Genomic DNA, 18,232 nt, shown 5'->3' on the forward strand with positions numbered 1-18,232 from the left:
GCCATCCCGTGGGAGGGACAGCAGGCGCATATGGGAAAGGGAACGAGATGGTAGACCTGATGTTTCTCATTGGTGGCCGCACCATGCCGGCTTCGAATGGCGTGACTTTCGAACGGCTGAACCCGATTACCGGTCAGGTGGCAACCACGGCCGCTGCGGCAACGCTGGACGATGCGCATGCGGCCGTCGTTGCAGCAGCTGCAGCCTTTCCGGCCTGGTCGGCGCTCGCTCCGACTGAACGGCGCAAGCGCCTTTCAAAGGCTGCCGACCTCCTGGATTCCCGCACGGGCGAATTCATCGCCGCGATGGCCGAGGAAACCGGCTCGACTGCTGCCTGGGCAGGCTTCAATGTCTATCTCGCCGCCAACATGCTGCGTGAAGCCGCCGCCATGTGCACCCAGATCAGTGGCGAGGTCATCCCGTCGGACAAGCCGGGCCTGATGGCAATGGCCGTGCGGCAGCCAGCCGGCGTCGTCCTCGGTATCGCTCCCTGGAATGCTCCTGTCATCCTCGGCGTGCGTGCAGTCGCCCTGCCGCTTGCCTGCGGCAACACCGTTATCCTCAAGGCGTCCGAGCTTTGCCCCAGGACACATCACCTGCTCGGCGAGACATTGCAGGAAGCAGGTCTTGGTGACGGTGTCGTCAATGTCGTGACCAATGCTCCTGCCGATGCCGCGACCGTTGTCGAAAAGATGATCGCCCATCCGGCGGTACGCCGCGTCAATTTCACCGGTTCGACCCGCGTTGGAAGGGTGATTGCAGAGGTTTCCGCGCGCCATCTGAAACCCGTGCTGTTGGAACTCGGCGGCAAGGCCCCCTTCCTGGTGCTTGATGACGCCGATATTGGCGAGGCGGTGAAGGCCGCGGCCTTCGGCGCCTTCATGAACCAGGGTCAGATCTGCATGTCGACCGAGAGGATCGTCGTCGACGAGACGGTTGCCGACGAGTTCGCCGATATGTTCGCCCGCAAGGCCTCGACGCTCGTCGCCGGCGATCCGCGCCAAAGCAATTCGCCGCTCGGCTCGATGATCGGTCTTGATGCGGTGGAACGCGTCAACGGCCTGATCGAGGACGCGGTTTCCAAGGGGGCACGCCTGTTGGCAGGTGGCCGTGCAGTCGGAACCCTGATGGATGCGACGGTACTCGACCACGTGACGCCGTCGATGCGGATCTATGGCGAGGAGAGCTTCGGTCCGGTCGCCTGCATGGTGCGCGTGCGTGGTGTCGATGAGGCGGTCCGTGTTGCCAATGATACGGAGTATGGCCTGTCTGCCGCAGTCTTCGGTCGGGATGCCACCCGCGCGATGGGGGTCGCAAGACGGATCGAAAGCGGCATCTGCCATGTGAACGGTCCGACCGTTCATGATGAGGCACAGATGCCGTTCGGCGGCGTGAAGGCCTCCGGATATGGCCGCTTCGGCGGTAAGGCCGGCATCAACGAATTCACCGACCTGCGGTGGCTTACCGTGGCATCGCAGCCGGGGCATTATCCAATCTGATGCCAGGACTTTGTAGTCGGGCACGCCTTACAGGCGATGGCAGACGGTCACGAAATTCGTGCGTGGAATATAGCGGTATTCCACGATCATGTCCGTGCAATCGAGACATCGACGCTGCACATAGCGCGCACGAACGATCGGCTTCGGTCGATGCTTGGCGACATGGGGTCGTTCATAACTTTGAATCATGTCGGCAGAATTGACCGGGCCTGTCGAAATGGCGGCTACGGCCAACGTCAACAACGATACCAGCAAGGCGCGCATGCAGCTCTTCTCCTCGGAAATAAAGGTGGGCGCGCATATGTGCGCGCCTCCTGGGCTTAATGTGTGCTGAGCTTCGCTTCTGCTGCGGCGGCGAGAAAATCGTCCCTTGCGGTTTCCACGCTGATGCGCCCTTCGACGGCACCCTTGCAGGCGTTGCTTGCCTTCACGAATTTCGCTCCCGTGCGTCGCGGCCACATGTCATGGAGATAGATGAGCGCATCGAACGGGCCTCTGACGGTCCGGGATCCGGCGTTGTCGAACTGGATCTCGACCGGCTCGCTCCATTGGGTATTTGGCATCGTTTTTCCTCCTCCTGTCGCGAGCCCCACAACGTCGCGAACGGGAATTTGTTCCCGCGCTGAAGATCGGTTGGTTAATCGCGGCTTTACCGCAGGTGTGCAAACGGCAGCTCTCGGCCGTCCCGAATTTCTGGACGCCCGCCATCGCCTGCTATTAGCCCACCTTGTCCCGCAGGGGATGGCAGTTCCCACTGGATCCTCTCATGTCTAGCCATTTCTGAGGGTTGTGCGTTGTGACTGCGCACCGCACGTTTTGCGGCGCAATTGAACAGCCCTCTGGACTTCTAAATCCCAGCCTTATCTTTCTTGATCGGATGCATACTTTATCAGTGAATGCGATACAGGTTATTTGAACACCCGCGATCCTGCTCTCGAAAGGACCGGGAGGATCGGTCCGGGGCAAATACGCAGCAGTTCTTGGCGACGGGTCGATGAAAAAGAGGAAGTAAATTGAGCATTTCAAGCGGCAGAATTGCCTGGGAAGAGGTCATCGAGGCCAAGGCTTTTATTGATCTTGCGAGGGTCACGCCCCAACCTTTTAAAGACAGCGTCGAGTTTACCTGCCTGCCGGTGGCCCAAGGCTGCGCCATTTCGCTGCCTACAGCTCCTGCTGTTGGACTCAATCGCATTCTTGCTTTGAATAGCAGAGACGAACTCAATGTCGCATTCGAATGGATGAAGACCAGAACGGGCAGGCGGCATGTTCAGATCAGCGAAACCTCCGCCTCCAACGAATTGCGTGACTGGATCCTGGAGCAGAAGCTGGTCGAAGATGGCGCCTGGGCAAAACTCACGCGGCCTGCACCATCCACCCCGCTTCCCGTCGAAGGGCCTGTGCGGGCACGGCTCGCCGGTATCGAGGACGCGCCGATTGTCGGCAGGCTGATGTGCGCAGGCTTTGCTTTTCCGACGGCGCTTGAACCACTGTGGTCATCCCTGGTCGCCAAGAAAGGCTGGGCCTGCTTCATTGCGGAACTGGACGGCACGCCGATTGGGACCGGGGCGATGTTCGTTGAGGACGGATGTGCCTGGCTGGGAGTCGGAACGACGCTTGCCGAATATCGGAATCTCGGTGCGCAAAAAGCGCTGATCAATGCGCGATTGAACGAGGGCCTTGCTCAGGGTGTCTCGCTGTTTGCGGTGGAAACAGCCAAACCGGAAGAAGGACAACCGAACATATCATTCGGAAACCTGACGAAGGCAGGCTTCAAGCCATCCTATATTCGCAAGAATTATCTCCTGCCGAATTAAGTCCTTCCCGCAGATGCTGATTGCCGCACCGGTGCCATATCCCGTGACTAGATCGGAACAAGCCCCGTGAAGCGGCCGGACTTGAGAAGGAAACGAGATGCAGTTGAACGGCGAACTGAACCCGAACGATCCCGAATTCTTTGAGCTTCTCACTGGAAGCTTCAGGCGCCTTCTCGGACGAGACCTTCTCCCCAGGGATCGAGGGCCTGAATGGCTCTACGGCGATGCCCCGTTTGTGGTTCTTGCCCATAATACTGCGCCCGATCCGGTCTTCGTCTATGCCAATGGTGCAGCACAGAGGCGGTTCGGGTACTGCTGGAGTGAGTTCGTGAAGCTGCAGTCGCGTTTATCCGCTGGCCCAAGCGAGCGGTCGGAGCGCCAGGCGTTGCTCGATGCGGTGGCACGCAACGGATTTATGACGGGCTATCGGGGCTTGCGGGTCACAAAGTCGGGGAGCCGGTTCTGGATGGAAGATGGAATAGTCTGGCAGCTTCGCACCGCAGACGGACAGGATTTCGGTCAGGCAGCGACCTTCTCGCAGTGGGCCGAGGTGCCGCCCTCCTAAACCGCCGTCTTGTATCGCCCTGGTACGTGGAGGCACTTCTGTCGGTCGCCTCCCATAGACGCAGGCACGGCACCTCAGCTCATCCGTCCGCCAGCAACGCCCCTGCGCTCTCCTCATCCGTGATCAGCGCGGTTGCGAGTCCGGCGCGTACGGTGGCGCTGAGGATGGCGTGTTTGTGCGGACCGCCCGAGGCGACGATGCGGCAGGGGATCTTGCGGTAGTCGGCGAGGTCGGGGGCCAGCACCTGTGCGTTCAGCGGGTGGGGGACTGGGCGGCCCTCGGCATCGATATAGCGGCCGAGCAGGTCGCCGACGGCGCCGACGGCGATGAGGTCACCGACGTCGGTTCCTGCCGGCAGGCCGTAGCGCACCTGCAGGGATTGCCTGGTCACGTCGCCGACGCTCAGGTAGGAAATATCCACTTCGCAGGTCTGGCGGAAGATGCGCTCGAAGACCGATTGCGTGATGATCGCCTCGCGCGATTGCGGGCTCTCGGCATAGATCGGCGCCGCGAAATAGTGGCATTGGGCCTTCAGAACCTGCGCGAAGGCGCGCACGACCTCGAACGTGTTGATCTCCGAGCCGCGCGTCAGGCCGCCCATCATCGAGCGCAGCTCGATCCCGGGCTGGCTTGCCGGCGTCATGTGAGTAATGGTCTCGCGCAGCGTCGCGCCCCAGCCGACCCCGATGGAGCGGGGCTTGCGGGCCTGGATCAGCCGGTCGAGATAGGCAGCCGCGCCGCGGCCGAGCGCCTGGTGCAGAAGCTGCGGATCGGCAGGGGTGGGCACGACGACTGCCGCCTCCAGGCCAAAACGTTCCTGCAGACGCGATTCCAGCTCCATGCCGGCGGCAAGCGGCGAGGTGAAGCTCACCCTGACGATGCCTTCCTCAAGGGCTGCGGCCAGGAACTCGTTTACCCGGCGACGGGTGAGGTACATGCGCTCGGCGATCTGCGCCTGCGTCAGCCCCTCGACGTGATAGAGCCAGGCCGCCCGGATTTTCAGTTCATGCGATTCCATCAATCCCCATCCCAAATGTACCCTACATGCCCCGACGTTACATATTTCACACTGGTGTAACATATGTAACGTAATGCCGTCTGCATGACGATAGAACTTCTGATCTTCGATTGCGACGGCGTACTGATCGACAGCGAGCCGCTGGCGAGCGGCGCGCTGGCACAGGCTCTGCAGCGGGCCGGCGTTCCCTTGAGCCACGCCGAAGTCCACCGTCGCTTCACCGGTCTTTCGGGCGAGGCGGCCGGCCGCCTCTGTCGCGAGGAACTCGGCCTTGCCGATCCGGCTCATGTCTTCGCCGATGCAAAAAGCGCGCTCTACGCGGAATTTTCCCGTTCGCTGCGGCCGATGGCCGGCATCGAAGAGCTGGTGCGGAATGTGAGGCAGCGCAAATGCGTCGCGTCCAACAGTCATCACCATCGCGGTGCAGAAGATCACCAACAACAATTCGCTCGACGTCTATCACGAGCAGTCGAACGTCGGCGAGCGCATCTTCTTCCCGAACCTCTGGGAAGGCCTGATCCTGCGCGACTGGATGGGCAACCAGGGCCCGGTTCCAGGTCTTGCGACCGAATGGAAGCGTATCGACGACAAGACGCTCGAACTGAAGCTGCGCCAGGGCGTCAAGTTCCACAACGGCGACGAAATGACCGCCGAGGATGTCGCCTTCTCCTTCTCCAAGGAGCGCGTGTTCGGCAACACGGAACCGGCCGGCGGCAAGACCATTTTCGAAGCCGACCACAAGCCTGCGACCGCCAAGGAACTGCCCGCAACCGTTCCCGGCGTCGGACGTCGCCTGTGGCCGGCGCTCGCCGGTATCGAGATCGTCGACAAGTACACCGTGCGCCTGCACAACGCCACGCCCGACGTGACGCTGGAAGGCCGCCTCTATTCCGCCGGCAGCCAGATCACCAACCGCCGCGCCTGGGATGAAGCCGCAAGCTTCACCGAATGGTCGCGCAAACCGATCACGACCGGCCCCTACATGGTCGCCGAGTACAAGCCGGACGTTTCGCTGACGCTTGTCGCCTTCGACGAATATTGGGGCGGCCGCCCGCCGCTCGAGCAGATCCGCTTCGTGGAAGTTCCTGAGGTCGCCTCGCGTGTCAACGGCCTGCTGTCCGGCGAATACGACTTCGCCTGCGACCTGCCGCCGGACCAGGTCGCTGCCGTTCAGGCCGCTCCTGGTTACGAGATCCAGAACTCGACGATCTGGAACCACCGCGTTTCCGTCTTCAACACCCAGAATGAGATCCTCGCCAACCCTCTGGTTCGTCGCGCCATGACCCATGCCATCGACCGCCAGGCGATCGTCGATGCGCTTTGGGCCGGCAAGACGGTCATCCCGGCCGGCCTGCAGTTCGAATCCTTCCGTACCGGTGACATGTTCATCGAAGGCTGGGCGCCCCCGGCTTACGATCCCAATCTCGCCAAGGACCTCCTGAAGCAGGCCAACTACAAGGGCGATGCAATCCCCTACCGCCTGCTCAACAACTACTACACGAACCAGACGGCCAACGGCCAGATCATGGTCGAGATGTGGAAGCAGGTCGGCCTCAACGTCGAGATCGAGATGAAGGAAAACTGGGCACAGATCCACGATACGGCAAGCGTCAAGGGCGTGCGTGACTGGTCGGCCTCCAACACGATCAACGATCCGATCACGCCGATAGTCGTGCAGTTCGGCCCGAATGGCGACGCCCAGCAGAAGAAGGAGTGGACGAACGAGGAGATGAACAAGCTCTCCGTCGTCATGGAAACCTCCACCGACCGTGCACAGCGCAAGAAGGCCATCGCCCGAATACTGGAAATCTGCGAGCGCGAAGACCCGGTCTATCAGGTCCTGCACCAGAATGCCGTCTTCACCGGCATGAAGTCCTCGCTGAAGTGGAAGGCCGCTCCGGCCTTCGCCATGGACTTCCGCGCCGCAAACTGGTCGATCTGATCGGTCCGTCACTCCGGTCTCCGGCGGCTGAAGCGCTGCCGGAGATCCTCTTTTTGGTGCAAGCGAAAAGCGGGGATGAAAGATGGGCGCGACCGGCTCCAATCTCGTGGAACTGCGTGACCTGACGGTCGCCTTCGACGGCGTGCAGGTTCTCCACGGCATCGATCTCGATGTCGGCAAAGGCGAGGCGCTCGGCCTCGTCGGCGAATCCGGCTGCGGCAAGTCGGTCACGTGGCTCGCGGCCCTCGGCCTGCTGCCCGGCAAGGCCCGCGTTTCCGGCTCGGTGCAAATCGAAGGTCGCGAACTCATCGGCGGATCGCGCACGGTGCTGGAAAGCGTGCGCGGCAGCCGCATCGCCATGATCTTTCAGGACCCGTCCAGCTCGCTCAATCCAGTGCTGCGCATCGGGCGGCAGATTTCCGAGGCGCTGTCGGTCCATCGCGGCCTGCGCGGCGAGGCGGCAAAGGCCGAGGCGCTGCGGCTGATCGATATGGTCGGCATTCCCGATTCGCGCCGCCGTTTCGATCTCTATCCGCATGAATTTTCCGGCGGCCAGTGCCAGCGCCTGATGATTGCGATGGCGCTGGCCGGCCAGCCCGACCTTCTGATTGCCGATGAACCGACCACCGCACTCGATGCGACGATCCAGGCGCAGATCCTCGATCTCTTGATCCGTCTGCGTGCCGAAACCGGCATGGCGACCGTTTTCATCAGCCATGATCTCGGCGCCGTCAGCCAGGTCTGCGAGCGCGTCTGCGTCATGTACGCCGGACGCATCGTGGAGGAGGGCAGTGTCGAACAGCTCTTCTCCGAGCCGCGCCACCCCTATACGCGCGGCCTGTTCGATGCCATTCCGCGCCTCGACGGCGGCCGCGAACGGCTGATCCCCATTCCCGGAACCGTTCCCAATCCGAAACATCTGCCGGAGGGCTGTTCCTTCTCGCCGCGGTGTCCGCGCGCCGTCGAGGCCTGTCGCAGCGAGCAGCCGCCGCTCGTTTCGCTCGATGGCGGCCGCAAGCTCGCCTGCGTACGGCCGGTGCCTGTCGCGGCTGCCGTCGAGACCCGGTCGTCCCGTATCGCCGAAGGCCTGCTGCAATGACGCCGCTCATCGAAGCCCATGATCTCGTCCGCATCTATCAGATCCGTCACGGGCTGTTCGGCCGGCCGGCGCCGGTGCGCGCCGTAGACGGCGTTTCGCTCTCGGTCGTGCCGGGCGAAACGCTCGGCATCGTCGGCGAATCCGGCTCCGGCAAATCGACGCTCGGTCGTATGCTGCTCGGCATCGATGATGCGCAGCAAGGAAGCGTGCGCTTTCAGGAGCAGCCGATGCCGGTGCGAAACTCCGCGGAATGGCGGGCACTGCGCGCGAAGATGCAGCTCGTGTTCCAGGACCCGCTCGCCGCACTCGACCGCCGCGTGACGATTGCCAGGCAGATCGCCGAGCCGCTCGATATCCACAAGCTCATTCCCAAAGAGCACCAGACTGACCGGGTGACGGAACTGATGAGGGCCGTCGGCCTGCGCCCGGACCAGGCCGATCGTTATCCTCACGAGCTATCGGGCGGCCAGCGCCAGCGCGCCGTGATCGCCCGGGCGCTCGCGTCGCGGCCGAAGCTGCTCGTCTGCGATGAGCCGGTGTCGGCGCTCGATGTCTCCATCCAGGCGCAGGTCGTCAACATGATGCGCGATCTGCAAGAGAAAAACGGCATCGCCATGGTCTTCATCAGCCACGACCTGAAGGTGGTGCGCAACATCGCCGACCGTGTCGCGGTCATGTATCTCGGCCGCATCGTCGAGGAGGCTTCTTCCGACGTTATCTTCCGCGCCCCGCAGCATCCCTATACGAAGGCGCTGGTATCCAGCGTGCCCATTCCCGGCAAGCCGCTCGAAGGCCGTGTCGTCCTGCAGGGCGAGCCGCCGAACCCGGCGAGCCGCCCCTCCGGCTGCGCCTTCCACCCACGCTGTCCGCTGGCGCGGGAGATCTGCCGTTCCGTCGTGCCGGAACTCAAAGATATCGGCGGGGGCCGCACCGCGGCCTGCCATGTCGTGGCAGGCGAAACCACGCCGGTCGCGGCATAGGGGAGGGTTCCATGATCCGTTTCATTCTCGTGCGCCTGTTCCGTGCTCTCCTGACCATCATGGCGGTCGTCACCTTCGCCTTCGTCGTGCTGCGCATGTCGGGCGATCCCGCAACTGTCATGCTCGGGCCTGATGTGCCGAAGGAGGCGGTCGATGCCTTCCGCAAGGCATGGGGCCTCGACCAGCCGCTGTGGATTCAATATCTCGCCTATATCAAGTCGATCTTTACCGGCGATTTCGGCGTCTCGATGCGCGACAAGGCGTCCGCACTGAACCTCGTGCTGGAACGCGTGCCGGCGACGCTGCAATTGACCATCCCGGCGCTCATCCTCAAGCTCATCTTCGGCATTCCCTCCGGCGTCTATGCGGCGCTGCACCGGCAGAGTTTTTCCGACCGTGGCGTGATCCTGCTTGCCGTCCTTGGCTTTACCATTCCCTCCTTCGTCATGGGTCTGCTGCTCGTGCTGATCTTCTCGGTCATCCTTGGCTGGCTGCCCTCGGGCGGGCAGGATACCTGGATGCACGGCATATTGCCGACGCTGACGATGAGCATTGGCGGCATCGGCATCCTCGCCCGCTTTTCGCGCAGCGCCATGATCGAGGTGATGGGCCAGCCCTATATCCGCACCGCCTCGGCCAAGGGGCTGACATGGCGCGACGTGGTCTGGAACCATGCATTGCCCAATGCGGCAGTGCCGATCGTCACAATCGTCGGCTTCATGGTCGGTTCGCTGATTGCGGGTGCAGTCGTGGTGGAATCGATCTTTTCCTGGCCCGGCATCGGCCGCCTGCTGGTAGTCTCGGTCACCAATCGCGATCTCGCGGTCGTGCAATGCATCCTGCTGATCATCGCCGTCGCCATGGTCGTATCGAACCTCGTCGTCGACCTGCTCTACGGCTGGCTCGATCCGCGCCTTCGCTCGCATGCGGCCGGACATTAGGAGAAACCGATGGCTACTGTCGATCTCGCCGCAACGCCGGCTTCCGGAAAGCCCAACCGGCTCATCTCCTTCCTGCGCCGCAACGTCCCGCTGTCGGTGGCCTTCGGTCTGCTGTGGCTTGCGGCAATGGTCCTGACCGCCGTGCTCGCCGACTATATCCGCCCGTTCAACATCACCGCCATGGATCTCGGCAGCCGGCTTTCGGCGCCGGGCGGGCTCAAGCATCTGCTCGGCACCGACGAACTCGGCCGCGACGTACTTTCGCGCCTCATCCAGTCGATCCGGGTGTCGCTCGTCATCGCCTTCGGCGCGACGATCCTCTCGGCGCTCTTCGGCACACTGCTCGGGTTCCTCGCGGCGCGGTTCCGCGGGTTCGTGGAGCATCTGGTCCTGATGCTCGCCGATTTCCAGGCCGCTCTTCCCTTCCTCATTATGTCGCTGGCAGTGCTGGCCTTTTTCGGTTCCTCCATGCTGCTGCTCGTCTGCCTCATGGGTTTCTACGGCTGGGAACGTTATGCGCGCATCGCCCGCGGCCTTGCGATCTCCGCCGGCGCCCAGGGCTATGCGGCGGCTGTGGTGCAGCTCGGTGCCACGCCTTCGCGCGTCTACCTGCATCATATCCTGCCGAACGTTGCCTCGACGCTGATCGTTTCCATGACCCTCACATTCCCGGAAATCATCCTGATGGAAAGCGGGCTCTCCTTCCTCGGCCTCGGCGTGCAGCCGCCCGAAACCAGCCTCGGTAACATGGTGGGCTTCGGACGCGAATATCTGACGCGAGCGCCCTGGATCATGCTGGCGCCCGCCGCCGTGATCATGCTGACGACGCTTTCGATCTCGCTCGTCGGCGACTGGTTGCGCGACAAGCTCGACCCGACGATCCGCTAGTGCTGTGAAATCAATATACTGAAGGAATTTCCATGACGCTCATCACCGGCCATCGCGGCGCCCGCAACCTCTGGCCCGAAAACTCGCTCACTGGTTTCCGCAACGCGATCACGCTGGGCGTCGACGCCATCGAATTCGACGTGCACCTGACGCGATCGGGCGAGCTCGTCGTCATCCACGACGCCACACTGGAGCGCACTGCCGAAGGCGCTGGCCCGGTGCAGGACCTGTCGGTGGAGGCCCGCAAGGCGACCCTGCTGAAAGGTACGGACGAGGCGATCCCGACGCTCGCCGACGTGCTCGGCGTGCTTGCCGCAAACAAGGGCATTGACCTGCATGTCGAGATCAAGATCGACGAGACCGGCACGCCCTATCCTGATATCGCCGCACGCGTCGCAGCCGAGCTTTCGCGCTTCGGCGTCGGCGAACGTTCCTACCTGACCTCCTTCGATACGTCGGTGCTGGAGGATTGCCGCCTGCATGCGGCTGATGTTTCGCGCCTCGTTTCCGTCAATGCCGTCTGGAAAGCAGGGCGGGCTTGCCGCCTTCATCGACCGCGTGGACGAACTGGTGGAGATCATCGCCATCCATCACGGGCTGATGGAAGCGGAATGGGACCTGATCCGCAGCCGGCTGCCGATGGAACGGCTCTGCGTCTGGACCCTCAACGACGAGCCCGGCATCCACCACTGGCTGGAACGCGGCATCGGCAGCTTGACCTCGGACAGCCCGGATCTGGCGCTGAAACTGCGTGCCGGCATCGCTCCGTGAGCTATGGCTTTGCTTCTTCGCCCTAGCGGGGGAACGGCCCACTAAGCCTGTGCCACTGGATCAATGACACGGTCATGGCGCTGTGCTTTTTGCGGGTCGGCTTGGACATCATGTGAAATGGTCGACGGCCAGCTTTCGTCCTCATATCGAAAGCAGTGCCACCGATGACATCATTCACTTAGGCTCTATCATCAAGCCAGGCTGCTCGCAGTCTGGCCAAGATATCATCAATGCGAACCCAACGGATTTAGGTCAAGGAGCTAGGGTAGGAGCAGGATTCCCTGTTGCTCCAGCCCCTGTTTGTGGCATCAGTCGCAGCGAAGCATTCATGGCTGGCGGCATTTGCAAAACGACTTCGTCATCGGCCTACGTTTTTCGGGTATGCGGTGAGGCCGGCACCCAGCGACACCCTCGTCAAACATCGGTCAGTTTCCCCTATCGGTTCAGCAAAGCCTATCCGGGAAACGCAGTTTTATAGTGCTAAGCCTTGGTTGCATAAAATGTGATCGTTTCTTTTAGAACGTTGTGAACATTCCGGCGATACTGCTTCCTCAGGTTGAATAATTCGGTGGATGAGGTGTGTTTTGAGAGGTCTCGCGATCGGACGATTTCGTGCGTCTGAAGAGGGCGCCACTGCCGTTGAATTCGCGATCATTGCCCCCATCCTGATCTTCATCATGTTCGCCATTATCGAGACGGGAATCGCGTTTGCCGCCGACATCCTTTTGAAGAACGCGACTTATGACGCTGCAAGAACAGGCAGGACGGGCTTCATCTCGGAAAAGTCCACTCAGGACGCGACCGTGAAGCAGAAAATCAGATCTGAAGCTGGCGTCATAATGGATGCCGACAAGCTCGTTATCACGAGCCTCTCCTATAAGAGCTTTGACGCTCTGAAAAAGCCGGAGCCTTTTATCGATAAGAATGGCAATGGTGTCAGAGACAACGGCGAGAACTTTACGGACGTCAACGGTAACGGCGTCTATGACAAGGACCAGGGCGCCAGCGGCTATGGTGGCACGGCACAGGTCGTTATCTACACGGTGACCTATCCCTGGTCGTTCCACACACCTTTTCTCAATCGGCTCATCGGCAACAACGGCACCGTTGAACTGACGGCAACAGCGGTGGTCCAGAATGAGCCCTATTGAGATCGTATGCCGTGCGGCCAGAGAGTGGGTTCTCCTCATCCGTCGCCTTGTGCACGATGACAACGGCGTTGCCGGAATCGAGATGGCCATCATAATGCCTGTGTTGCTGCTGCTCTTTTGCGGCGGGGGCGAAATCGCCCTTTATGCGCGATCTCATTTCCAGGCCTCGCAGATGGCGTCCACGGTCGCCGACGCGGTTTCCCGCTACGAGACTCTGACCGCCTCCGACGTTGCATCGATATTCACGGTCACGTCCGAGATCATGGGAACCGACGACTTCGGCAAGAACGGTTATGTGATCCTGTCCTCGGTATCGCGTACGGGGGGAGCCACTTCTATCGTGGCCTGGCAATGCAAGGGCGGCGCACTTCCGAGCACGAGCAAGATCGGCATCGTGAACAAGGCGGCGACGCTGCCCGGTAACCTCACGCTAGACGCTACCGACAACGTTATCGTCGCCGAGGTTTTTTACCGGCATACGCCGATATTCTCGAACTTCATCTCCATCGAACCGCAACTCTATGAGACAGCGGTTTTCCGTCCCCGTCTCGGTAGCCTCACAAGCGCGCCCGGATGCTAGCTGCAAGAAAGATTGATCCAATGGGATTGGGATCCATGATCACGGGTTTTTGCCGGGACAGAGATGGCGCGGTATTGCCATTCGTTGGCATCGTCAGTCTCGTACTGATCGGTGCTACCGGCTTCGGCATCGATGCCGCCCGGCTGATGCTCTTGCATTCGACGCTGCAGCGTTCGATCGACGCGGGAGCGCTGTCTACCGTTGCCAAGCTCGACACCGCGACGATCGATGTCCAACTCCGCAAGTTCACGGTGGCTAACTTCGGAGACGGGCAGATCGGCGCGACGCTCGACAGTCTCACCTGGACGATCTCGAGCGACAACAAGACACTGACCGTAAAGGCGAGCGCCAGCGCACCGGCATCGCTCATGAAGATTCTCGGTATCCAGACGATCAGCACCAGCGCAGAGAGCGTGATCGAGCGTTCGACGAGTGGCCTTGAACTGGCGCTGGTGCTGGACAACACCGGCTCGATGGCCGGCTCAGGTATTACCAGCCTCAAGAGTGCTGCCAATACGCTCGTCGACATTCTCTATGGCGACAAGCCCATTGCCGAAAACCTCTATGTCGGAATCGTTCCTTTCTCGCAGACGGTCAATGTCGGAAAGGCGCACACGGATTGGCTGCAGGCGGGATCGCTCGCCGCGCTCGACTGGGGAACAACCTCGTGGGGTGGATGTGTCGAGGCGCAGAGCGCAACCGTGGACGATGTCTCGGACACAGTGCCGTCCACCAATCCAATTGTGCCCTACTACTGGGAAGACAGCGATGGCAACGACTGGATCAGCGTCAACAGCAAGGGCAAGAAGACTTATGACGCGACGCTCGATGAAACGAACGGTCCGAACAAGAACTGCCCGGCCGAAGTCACGCGGCTGACACCCGAAAAGGCGAAGGTCGTTTCCGCGATTAACGCCATGAAGGCGGTCGGCAATACGCACGTCAACTTCGGAGCCGTCTGGGGATGGCGGATGCTCTCACCCAAGTGGCGCGGTCTTTGGGGTGGCGACATGACGACATACAAGCTTCCGCTGGACTATTACACGCCGCATATGAGCAAGGCGGCGGTGATCATGACCGACGGTGCAAACACGATGTCAGAGCAGGTCTACAGCGCCTATGGCTGGCTTGCCGACAAAAATCTCGGAACCAGCAATTCCAGCACTGCAGTGACCGAACTCAACAATCGACTGAGCAAGGTTTGCACGGCCATGAAGAATGCCGGCGTTATCGTCTACACGATCGCGTTCAACAATCCCGGCACCAGTACGCAGAATCTCCTGCGTGGTTGCGCGAGCCAGAACGCATTTTACTTCAACTCGCCTAGCACCGCAGCGTTGCAATCCGCCTTCAAGCAGATTGGCAACTCACTATCGAATCTCAGGGTTAGCAGGTGAGACGCTGGCTCGATTTTCGTGCCTTCAGCGGGGCGCTTCGGCTATTGGGAGTATCTCGGGCGGCTGAGGACAAAAACGAGATCGCACGCCGGGCCGCGCTTTAGTTGAATTTGCCACCAAAAAGCTTTCTTGAAACAGCAGTTCCATCGCTGAAGCAGCTTTGCCGAGCAGCTAACAATGGTTTTTGAGGCCAAGGGACCCGTATGTCGTTGAGAGCCAGGATCTTCATTGCGGTCATCGCTGCTGTTTCGATCGTCGTGATGGGAGGTTCCGCGTGGTTATGGGATCGGTCCGGCGCTTACGGCTTCAATGTGATTTTGCGAAGGGGCGGGACCTACTGGATCAGCGTTAAAGCCAACGATCCGCGCTTGTCTCCCGCCATGCAGCTGTCTCTGACCAATCCCGAGCCGGTCGCAACAGCCGGTCAAGTCATTTGGCGCGAAGTCGAGAAGGGCTTCGAGGTGGCGGAACTTCCCGTCATGGTCGGCGGCCACGAAATCGATACCATCCTGCTCAATCGGATCGATCCCATGCTGTATCGGTTCGTGGCGAGGAATGCGTCTGCCGGCGACCGGGGGATCGACGAATGGGAGAAGGCGGTCCCACAGGCGGTGCTGATCGTTAACGGCAGCTACTACGATCACAAGGGCGAGCCTGACACGCCGATCCTCAGCGACGGCGTGCCAATGGGACCGGCGGACTATGACGCCAAGGCAGGAGCCTTCGTCTCCGGCGAAGGCTTTGCGGATATCAAGGGTCTGTCTGCACAATCATGGCAAACGGCTTTTCAAGGGGCGACCAACGCAATGGTATCCTATCCCCTGTTGCTCGGCGCCGGCGGTCAGACGCATGTGCCAGTCAAAAGCCGGTGGCTTGCCAACCGGACTTTTGTCGCCAAGGACAACGATGGGCGCGTGATCATCGGCACGACAAAGGAGGCCTTCTTCTCGCTCACCGGCCTTGCCGATTTCCTGAAGGACTCGCCGTTGAACCTAAAGGTTGCTCTGAATTTCGACGGTGGCCCGATCGCTTGCCAGAGCGTGCGTTTGACGGGATTTCAGCGAAAGTTCTATGCGCGATGGGAGGCGCAGGTCGAAGTCGACGAAGTGCGGCTGCTGCGGTGGCCTCTTGGCAGTGCAAGTTGGGCGATGCCTATGGTGCTGACAGTTGAACGACGTACAGACGGTTAGGACTGTAACCTGCAACCTGGATTCCGCTGCACGTGGGGGCGCTCATTCGTATCCGCTCATTGCAACGGCATGCCCCGCGAAGGACGCCGAAGTCATGTTTCGATGAGGCGGCGAGGTCGCATTCGACGCGGCAGATAAGTGAGCCGCCGGTAGGCGGAGTCGAGGAAGGCTGGTGCGATTTCGCGCAGCCTTCTTCGTCCCTACCCTATTGCGTCCTGCGGGTACTTTCCAAGAGCGGCAAAAGCCGCGCGTGCGAAGGATATAGACACTAAGTTTGGGTTGTCTGTTGGTCCGGGAGGCGCGCAATTAGACCCCGCGGCATTTGAGCGACGTGAATGCCGGCAGCACGGAGGAAAACGTCATGGATGTGTATGAGGCAGTGACAAGCCGCCGGTCTGTGCGAGGGTTCAAAGACGAGCCTGTATCGAGGGAGATACTGGAGCGCGTGCTCGACGCGGCTTCTTGGGCGCCATCCGGATCGAACATCCAGCCGTGGAACACTTACGTCATTACTGGCGCGCCGCTGGTCGAGCTCAAGACGTCCGCTGTCGAGCGCGTCGCCCATGGCGATCCGTGGGACGAGCGACAGTACGAGATGTACCCGTCTTCGCTGAAGTCCCCGTATGCGGATCGCCGGTCAGCTTTCGGACGAGAACGCTACAGCGCGCTCGGCATCGCACGTGAAGACTGGGAGGCGCGCCAGCGCGCAGCCATTGCCAATTGGAACTGTTTCGGCGCACCCGCCGCCCTGTTCTGCTACATCGACCGCGACCTAGGGCGACCTCAATGGGCCGACGTCGGCATGTATCTTCAGACAGTCATGCTGCTGCTCCGCGCCGAAGGCCTGCACAGTTGCCCGCAGATGGCGTGGTCGCAGGTTCGCGAGTCTGTCGCGGAGATCCTATCGCCCCCGGACAGGCTGATCCTCTACTGCGGCATGTCGATCGGATACGAAGACCCCACCGTTAGCTATCCTCGGACGGGTCGAGTTCCACTCGCCGAAACCGTCACGTTTGTGGGGGATTAGTCCAAAGGTGCAGCGCCGAGCCAGAAACGGGGAAAATGATCAAGGCTCAATTGGGAATGAGCCAGCGGCGCCAAGGCGCTGATTCTGCGACCTGCGACTCGACTCATTTGATTCCCGTCCCATGTGAATCGGTCGAGACATCGAGAGGTACTGCGTCATGGACAATCTTCACAGCTCGACACTGATCCGCCCGCTTCACGTCGAGATCGACGGCGCGGCGAAATATCGTCAGGCCCATAGCGTTGAGGATCTCGCCGCTTTTCTGCTGAGCGAAAAGTGGCCGCATCTCGAAAACGATCCCGCCGCATTCCACCGTGCGCTCGCGACCTCGATGGACGCCATGCAGCTCTATCTCGATCCGGAAATTGCACGCCAAGCCTTCGTGGCGGCAGCACATGCATCGAGAATGCATGTCCTGCCGGATGACATGAAAGATAAGAAGGCCGGCAAACGATGACAAAAGCCCCCGAGTCGGCGACGGCATCCGCGATAAACCAGGTTGCCGCAGCAGGCTTGCATGAGCAGCGTGCCGCTGGTACCGATGTTCAACTCTTGGAGATGCCTATGCTTGCCGCCCGCCTCACCTGCAATTCGCCGGCCGTGTCGCCGGAGATTTCAGCCTGCTGCCTAGCCCAAGGCTGAAGCTCAAGCGCGTCTCGGCCAATGATCGCCTTCGAAAGGCGTCATCTCCAAAGCTGAGAAACTCATGATCATTTCCCTTACATCGAGCGCCTTCGATGCGCTCGCCGATGGCGTTGTGCCGTCGGGCCTTCGTCTCCTGCAGGATAGCGCCATCGCACCACGGGAGGTCCTGTGCATGCTCTCCGATCTGAACCGCGCCATCGCGGCCGATTTCACTCCATCTGCCTGGATGATCGTCGATGGCGACGAGGTCGTCGGCCTCTGCTCGATCATCAGAGCTCCGGAAAATGGCGAACTGCATATCGGTTACGGCGTCGCGCCCTCGCGTGAAGGCCGGGGGATAGCGACCGCAGCCGTCGCGGAACTGCTGGACTGGGCGCGCAGCGACCCTCAAGTCAAAAGCGTGTCTGCAGAAACGGCCGTCGCCAACGTTGCCTCCCAGCGCGTGCTGGAGCGCAACGGCTTTTCACCTACGGGGCGAAGGAGCGACCCCGAAGACGGTCCGCTTATCTGCTGGGCGGTCGCCACTTTGTGACGACGTCGATGAGGGAGTGGCATTGTCCTCTCCCTCGTGACGGCGGCGGGATTGGCAGACGCTCCAACCCTGTGCGACACCGTCAAGCCGATGTCGGCGGCTTGCGGAGGGGACAGGCCGCCTGATCCGGCGCTCAAAAACAATTGCTGAGGAGTGAAGCGGGCGGCGCTCGTTCCGTCGCTTTGTTGCGGCC

17 protein-coding genes and 3 pseudogenes are annotated in these 18,232 nt (G+C 61.2%); 17 read left to right on the forward strand and 3 right to left on the reverse strand.

Annotation, left to right across the window (positions count from 1 at the left end; genetic code table 11):
• Positions 1–47: 47 nt before the first annotated feature.
• Positions 48–1,499 (forward strand): aldehyde dehydrogenase, encoded by a 1,452-nt coding sequence (locus FHT93_RS32235; protein ID WP_183851171.1) that lies wholly within the window; start codon positions 48–50, stop codon positions 1,497–1,499.
• A 27-nt stretch (positions 1,500–1,526) separates the two neighbouring features.
• Here FHT93_RS32235 and FHT93_RS32240 read toward each other — a convergent pair whose 3' ends face one another.
• Positions 1,527–1,763 (reverse strand): hypothetical protein, encoded by a 237-nt coding sequence (locus FHT93_RS32240; RefSeq protein ID WP_183851172.1) that lies wholly within the window; start codon positions 1,761–1,763, stop codon positions 1,527–1,529.
• 56 nt (positions 1,764–1,819) lie between these two features.
• The gene (locus FHT93_RS32245; protein WP_112969640.1) at positions 1,820–2,062 is read right to left on the reverse strand and encodes a DUF982 domain-containing protein; all 243 of its coding nucleotides are present in this window, start codon (positions 2,060–2,062) and stop codon (positions 1,820–1,822) included.
• 450 nt (positions 2,063–2,512) lie between these two features.
• Between FHT93_RS32245 and FHT93_RS32250 the strand changes: the two genes are divergently transcribed.
• Both FHT93_RS32250 and FHT93_RS32255 read left to right on the forward strand, forming a co-directional pair.
• On the forward strand, positions 2,513–3,313 hold the full coding sequence (locus tag FHT93_RS32250; RefSeq protein ID WP_018115378.1) for a GNAT family N-acetyltransferase: 801 nt from the start codon (positions 2,513–2,515) through the stop codon (positions 3,311–3,313).
• A 97-nt stretch (positions 3,314–3,410) separates the two neighbouring features.
• Complete coding sequence (locus tag FHT93_RS32255) at positions 3,411–3,878, forward strand: MEKHLA domain-containing protein (RefSeq protein WP_112969642.1); 468 nt, start codon at positions 3,411–3,413, stop codon at positions 3,876–3,878.
• Positions 3,879–3,957: 79 nt separating this feature from the next.
• Here the strand turns inward: FHT93_RS32255 and FHT93_RS32260 are convergent, their stop codons facing one another.
• The gene (locus tag FHT93_RS32260; protein WP_183851173.1) at positions 3,958–4,896 is read right to left on the reverse strand and encodes a sugar-binding transcriptional regulator; all 939 of its coding nucleotides are present in this window, start codon (positions 4,894–4,896) and stop codon (positions 3,958–3,960) included.
• A gap of 84 nt (positions 4,897–4,980) precedes the next feature.
• On the opposite strand from FHT93_RS32260, the pseudogene FHT93_RS32265 reads away from it, so the two are divergent.
• The 14 genes and pseudogenes from FHT93_RS32265 to FHT93_RS32330 form a co-directional block, all read left to right on the forward strand.
• Positions 4,981–5,253, forward strand: a pseudogene (locus tag FHT93_RS32265) (HAD family hydrolase); the annotation flags it as partial.
• A 40-nt stretch (positions 5,254–5,293) separates the two neighbouring features.
• A pseudogene (locus tag FHT93_RS32270) lies at positions 5,294–6,838 on the forward strand (ABC transporter substrate-binding protein); the annotation flags it as partial.
• Positions 6,839–6,920: 82 nt separating this feature from the next.
• The gene (locus FHT93_RS32275; protein ID WP_113148043.1) at positions 6,921–7,937 is read left to right on the forward strand and encodes an ABC transporter ATP-binding protein; all 1,017 of its coding nucleotides are present in this window, start codon (positions 6,921–6,923) and stop codon (positions 7,935–7,937) included.
• Entirely contained in the window at positions 7,934–8,917 is a 984-nt protein-coding gene (locus FHT93_RS32280; RefSeq protein ID WP_183851174.1) for an ABC transporter ATP-binding protein, read from the forward strand. The genes FHT93_RS32275 and FHT93_RS32280 overlap by 4 nt, the downstream gene beginning before the upstream one ends.
• 11 nt (positions 8,918–8,928) lie before the next feature.
• Complete coding sequence (locus tag FHT93_RS32285) at positions 8,929–9,858, forward strand: ABC transporter permease (protein WP_183851175.1); 930 nt, start codon at positions 8,929–8,931, stop codon at positions 9,856–9,858.
• Positions 9,859–9,867: 9 nt separating this feature from the next.
• Entirely contained in the window at positions 9,868–10,746 is an 879-nt protein-coding gene (locus FHT93_RS32290; RefSeq protein ID WP_113206401.1) for an ABC transporter permease, read from the forward strand.
• 32 nt (positions 10,747–10,778) lie between these two features.
• Positions 10,779–11,517: pseudogene (locus FHT93_RS32295) on the forward strand (glycerophosphodiester phosphodiesterase family protein).
• Positions 11,518–12,101: 584 nt separating this feature from the next.
• Complete coding sequence (locus FHT93_RS32300) at positions 12,102–12,668, forward strand: TadE family protein (RefSeq protein ID WP_246715536.1); 567 nt, start codon at positions 12,102–12,104, stop codon at positions 12,666–12,668.
• A complete protein-coding gene (locus tag FHT93_RS32305; protein WP_183851176.1) occupies positions 12,655–13,248 on the forward strand; it encodes a TadE/TadG family type IV pilus assembly protein in 594 nt (197 codons plus the stop codon). The genes FHT93_RS32300 and FHT93_RS32305 overlap by 14 nt, the downstream gene beginning before the upstream one ends.
• Positions 13,249–13,283: 35 nt before the next feature.
• Positions 13,284–14,645, forward strand: a complete 1,362-nt coding sequence (locus FHT93_RS32310; protein ID WP_162729967.1) for a Tad domain-containing protein — start codon at positions 13,284–13,286, stop codon at positions 14,643–14,645.
• A gap of 203 nt (positions 14,646–14,848) precedes the next feature.
• The gene (locus tag FHT93_RS32315) at positions 14,849–15,835 is read left to right on the forward strand and encodes a phosphodiester glycosidase family protein (RefSeq protein WP_183851177.1); all 987 of its coding nucleotides are present in this window, start codon (positions 14,849–14,851) and stop codon (positions 15,833–15,835) included.
• Positions 15,836–16,196: 361 nt separating this feature from the next.
• Positions 16,197–16,862: a nitroreductase gene (locus FHT93_RS32320; protein ID WP_183851178.1), complete on the forward strand. Its 666-nt coding sequence runs from the start codon at positions 16,197–16,199 to the stop codon at positions 16,860–16,862.
• Positions 16,863–17,019: 157 nt separating this feature from the next.
• Positions 17,020–17,319 (forward strand): DUF982 domain-containing protein, encoded by a 300-nt coding sequence (locus FHT93_RS32325; protein ID WP_183851179.1) that lies wholly within the window; start codon positions 17,020–17,022, stop codon positions 17,317–17,319.
• 228 nt (positions 17,320–17,547) lie between these two features.
• The gene (locus FHT93_RS32330; protein WP_183851272.1) at positions 17,548–18,039 is read left to right on the forward strand and encodes a GNAT family N-acetyltransferase; all 492 of its coding nucleotides are present in this window, start codon (positions 17,548–17,550) and stop codon (positions 18,037–18,039) included.
• The last annotated feature ends 193 nt before the right edge of the window (positions 18,040–18,232 follow it).

It is taken from the genome of Rhizobium sp. BK379 (assembly GCF_014193955.1).
Taxonomy (GTDB): Bacteria; Pseudomonadota; Alphaproteobacteria; order Rhizobiales; family Rhizobiaceae; genus Rhizobium.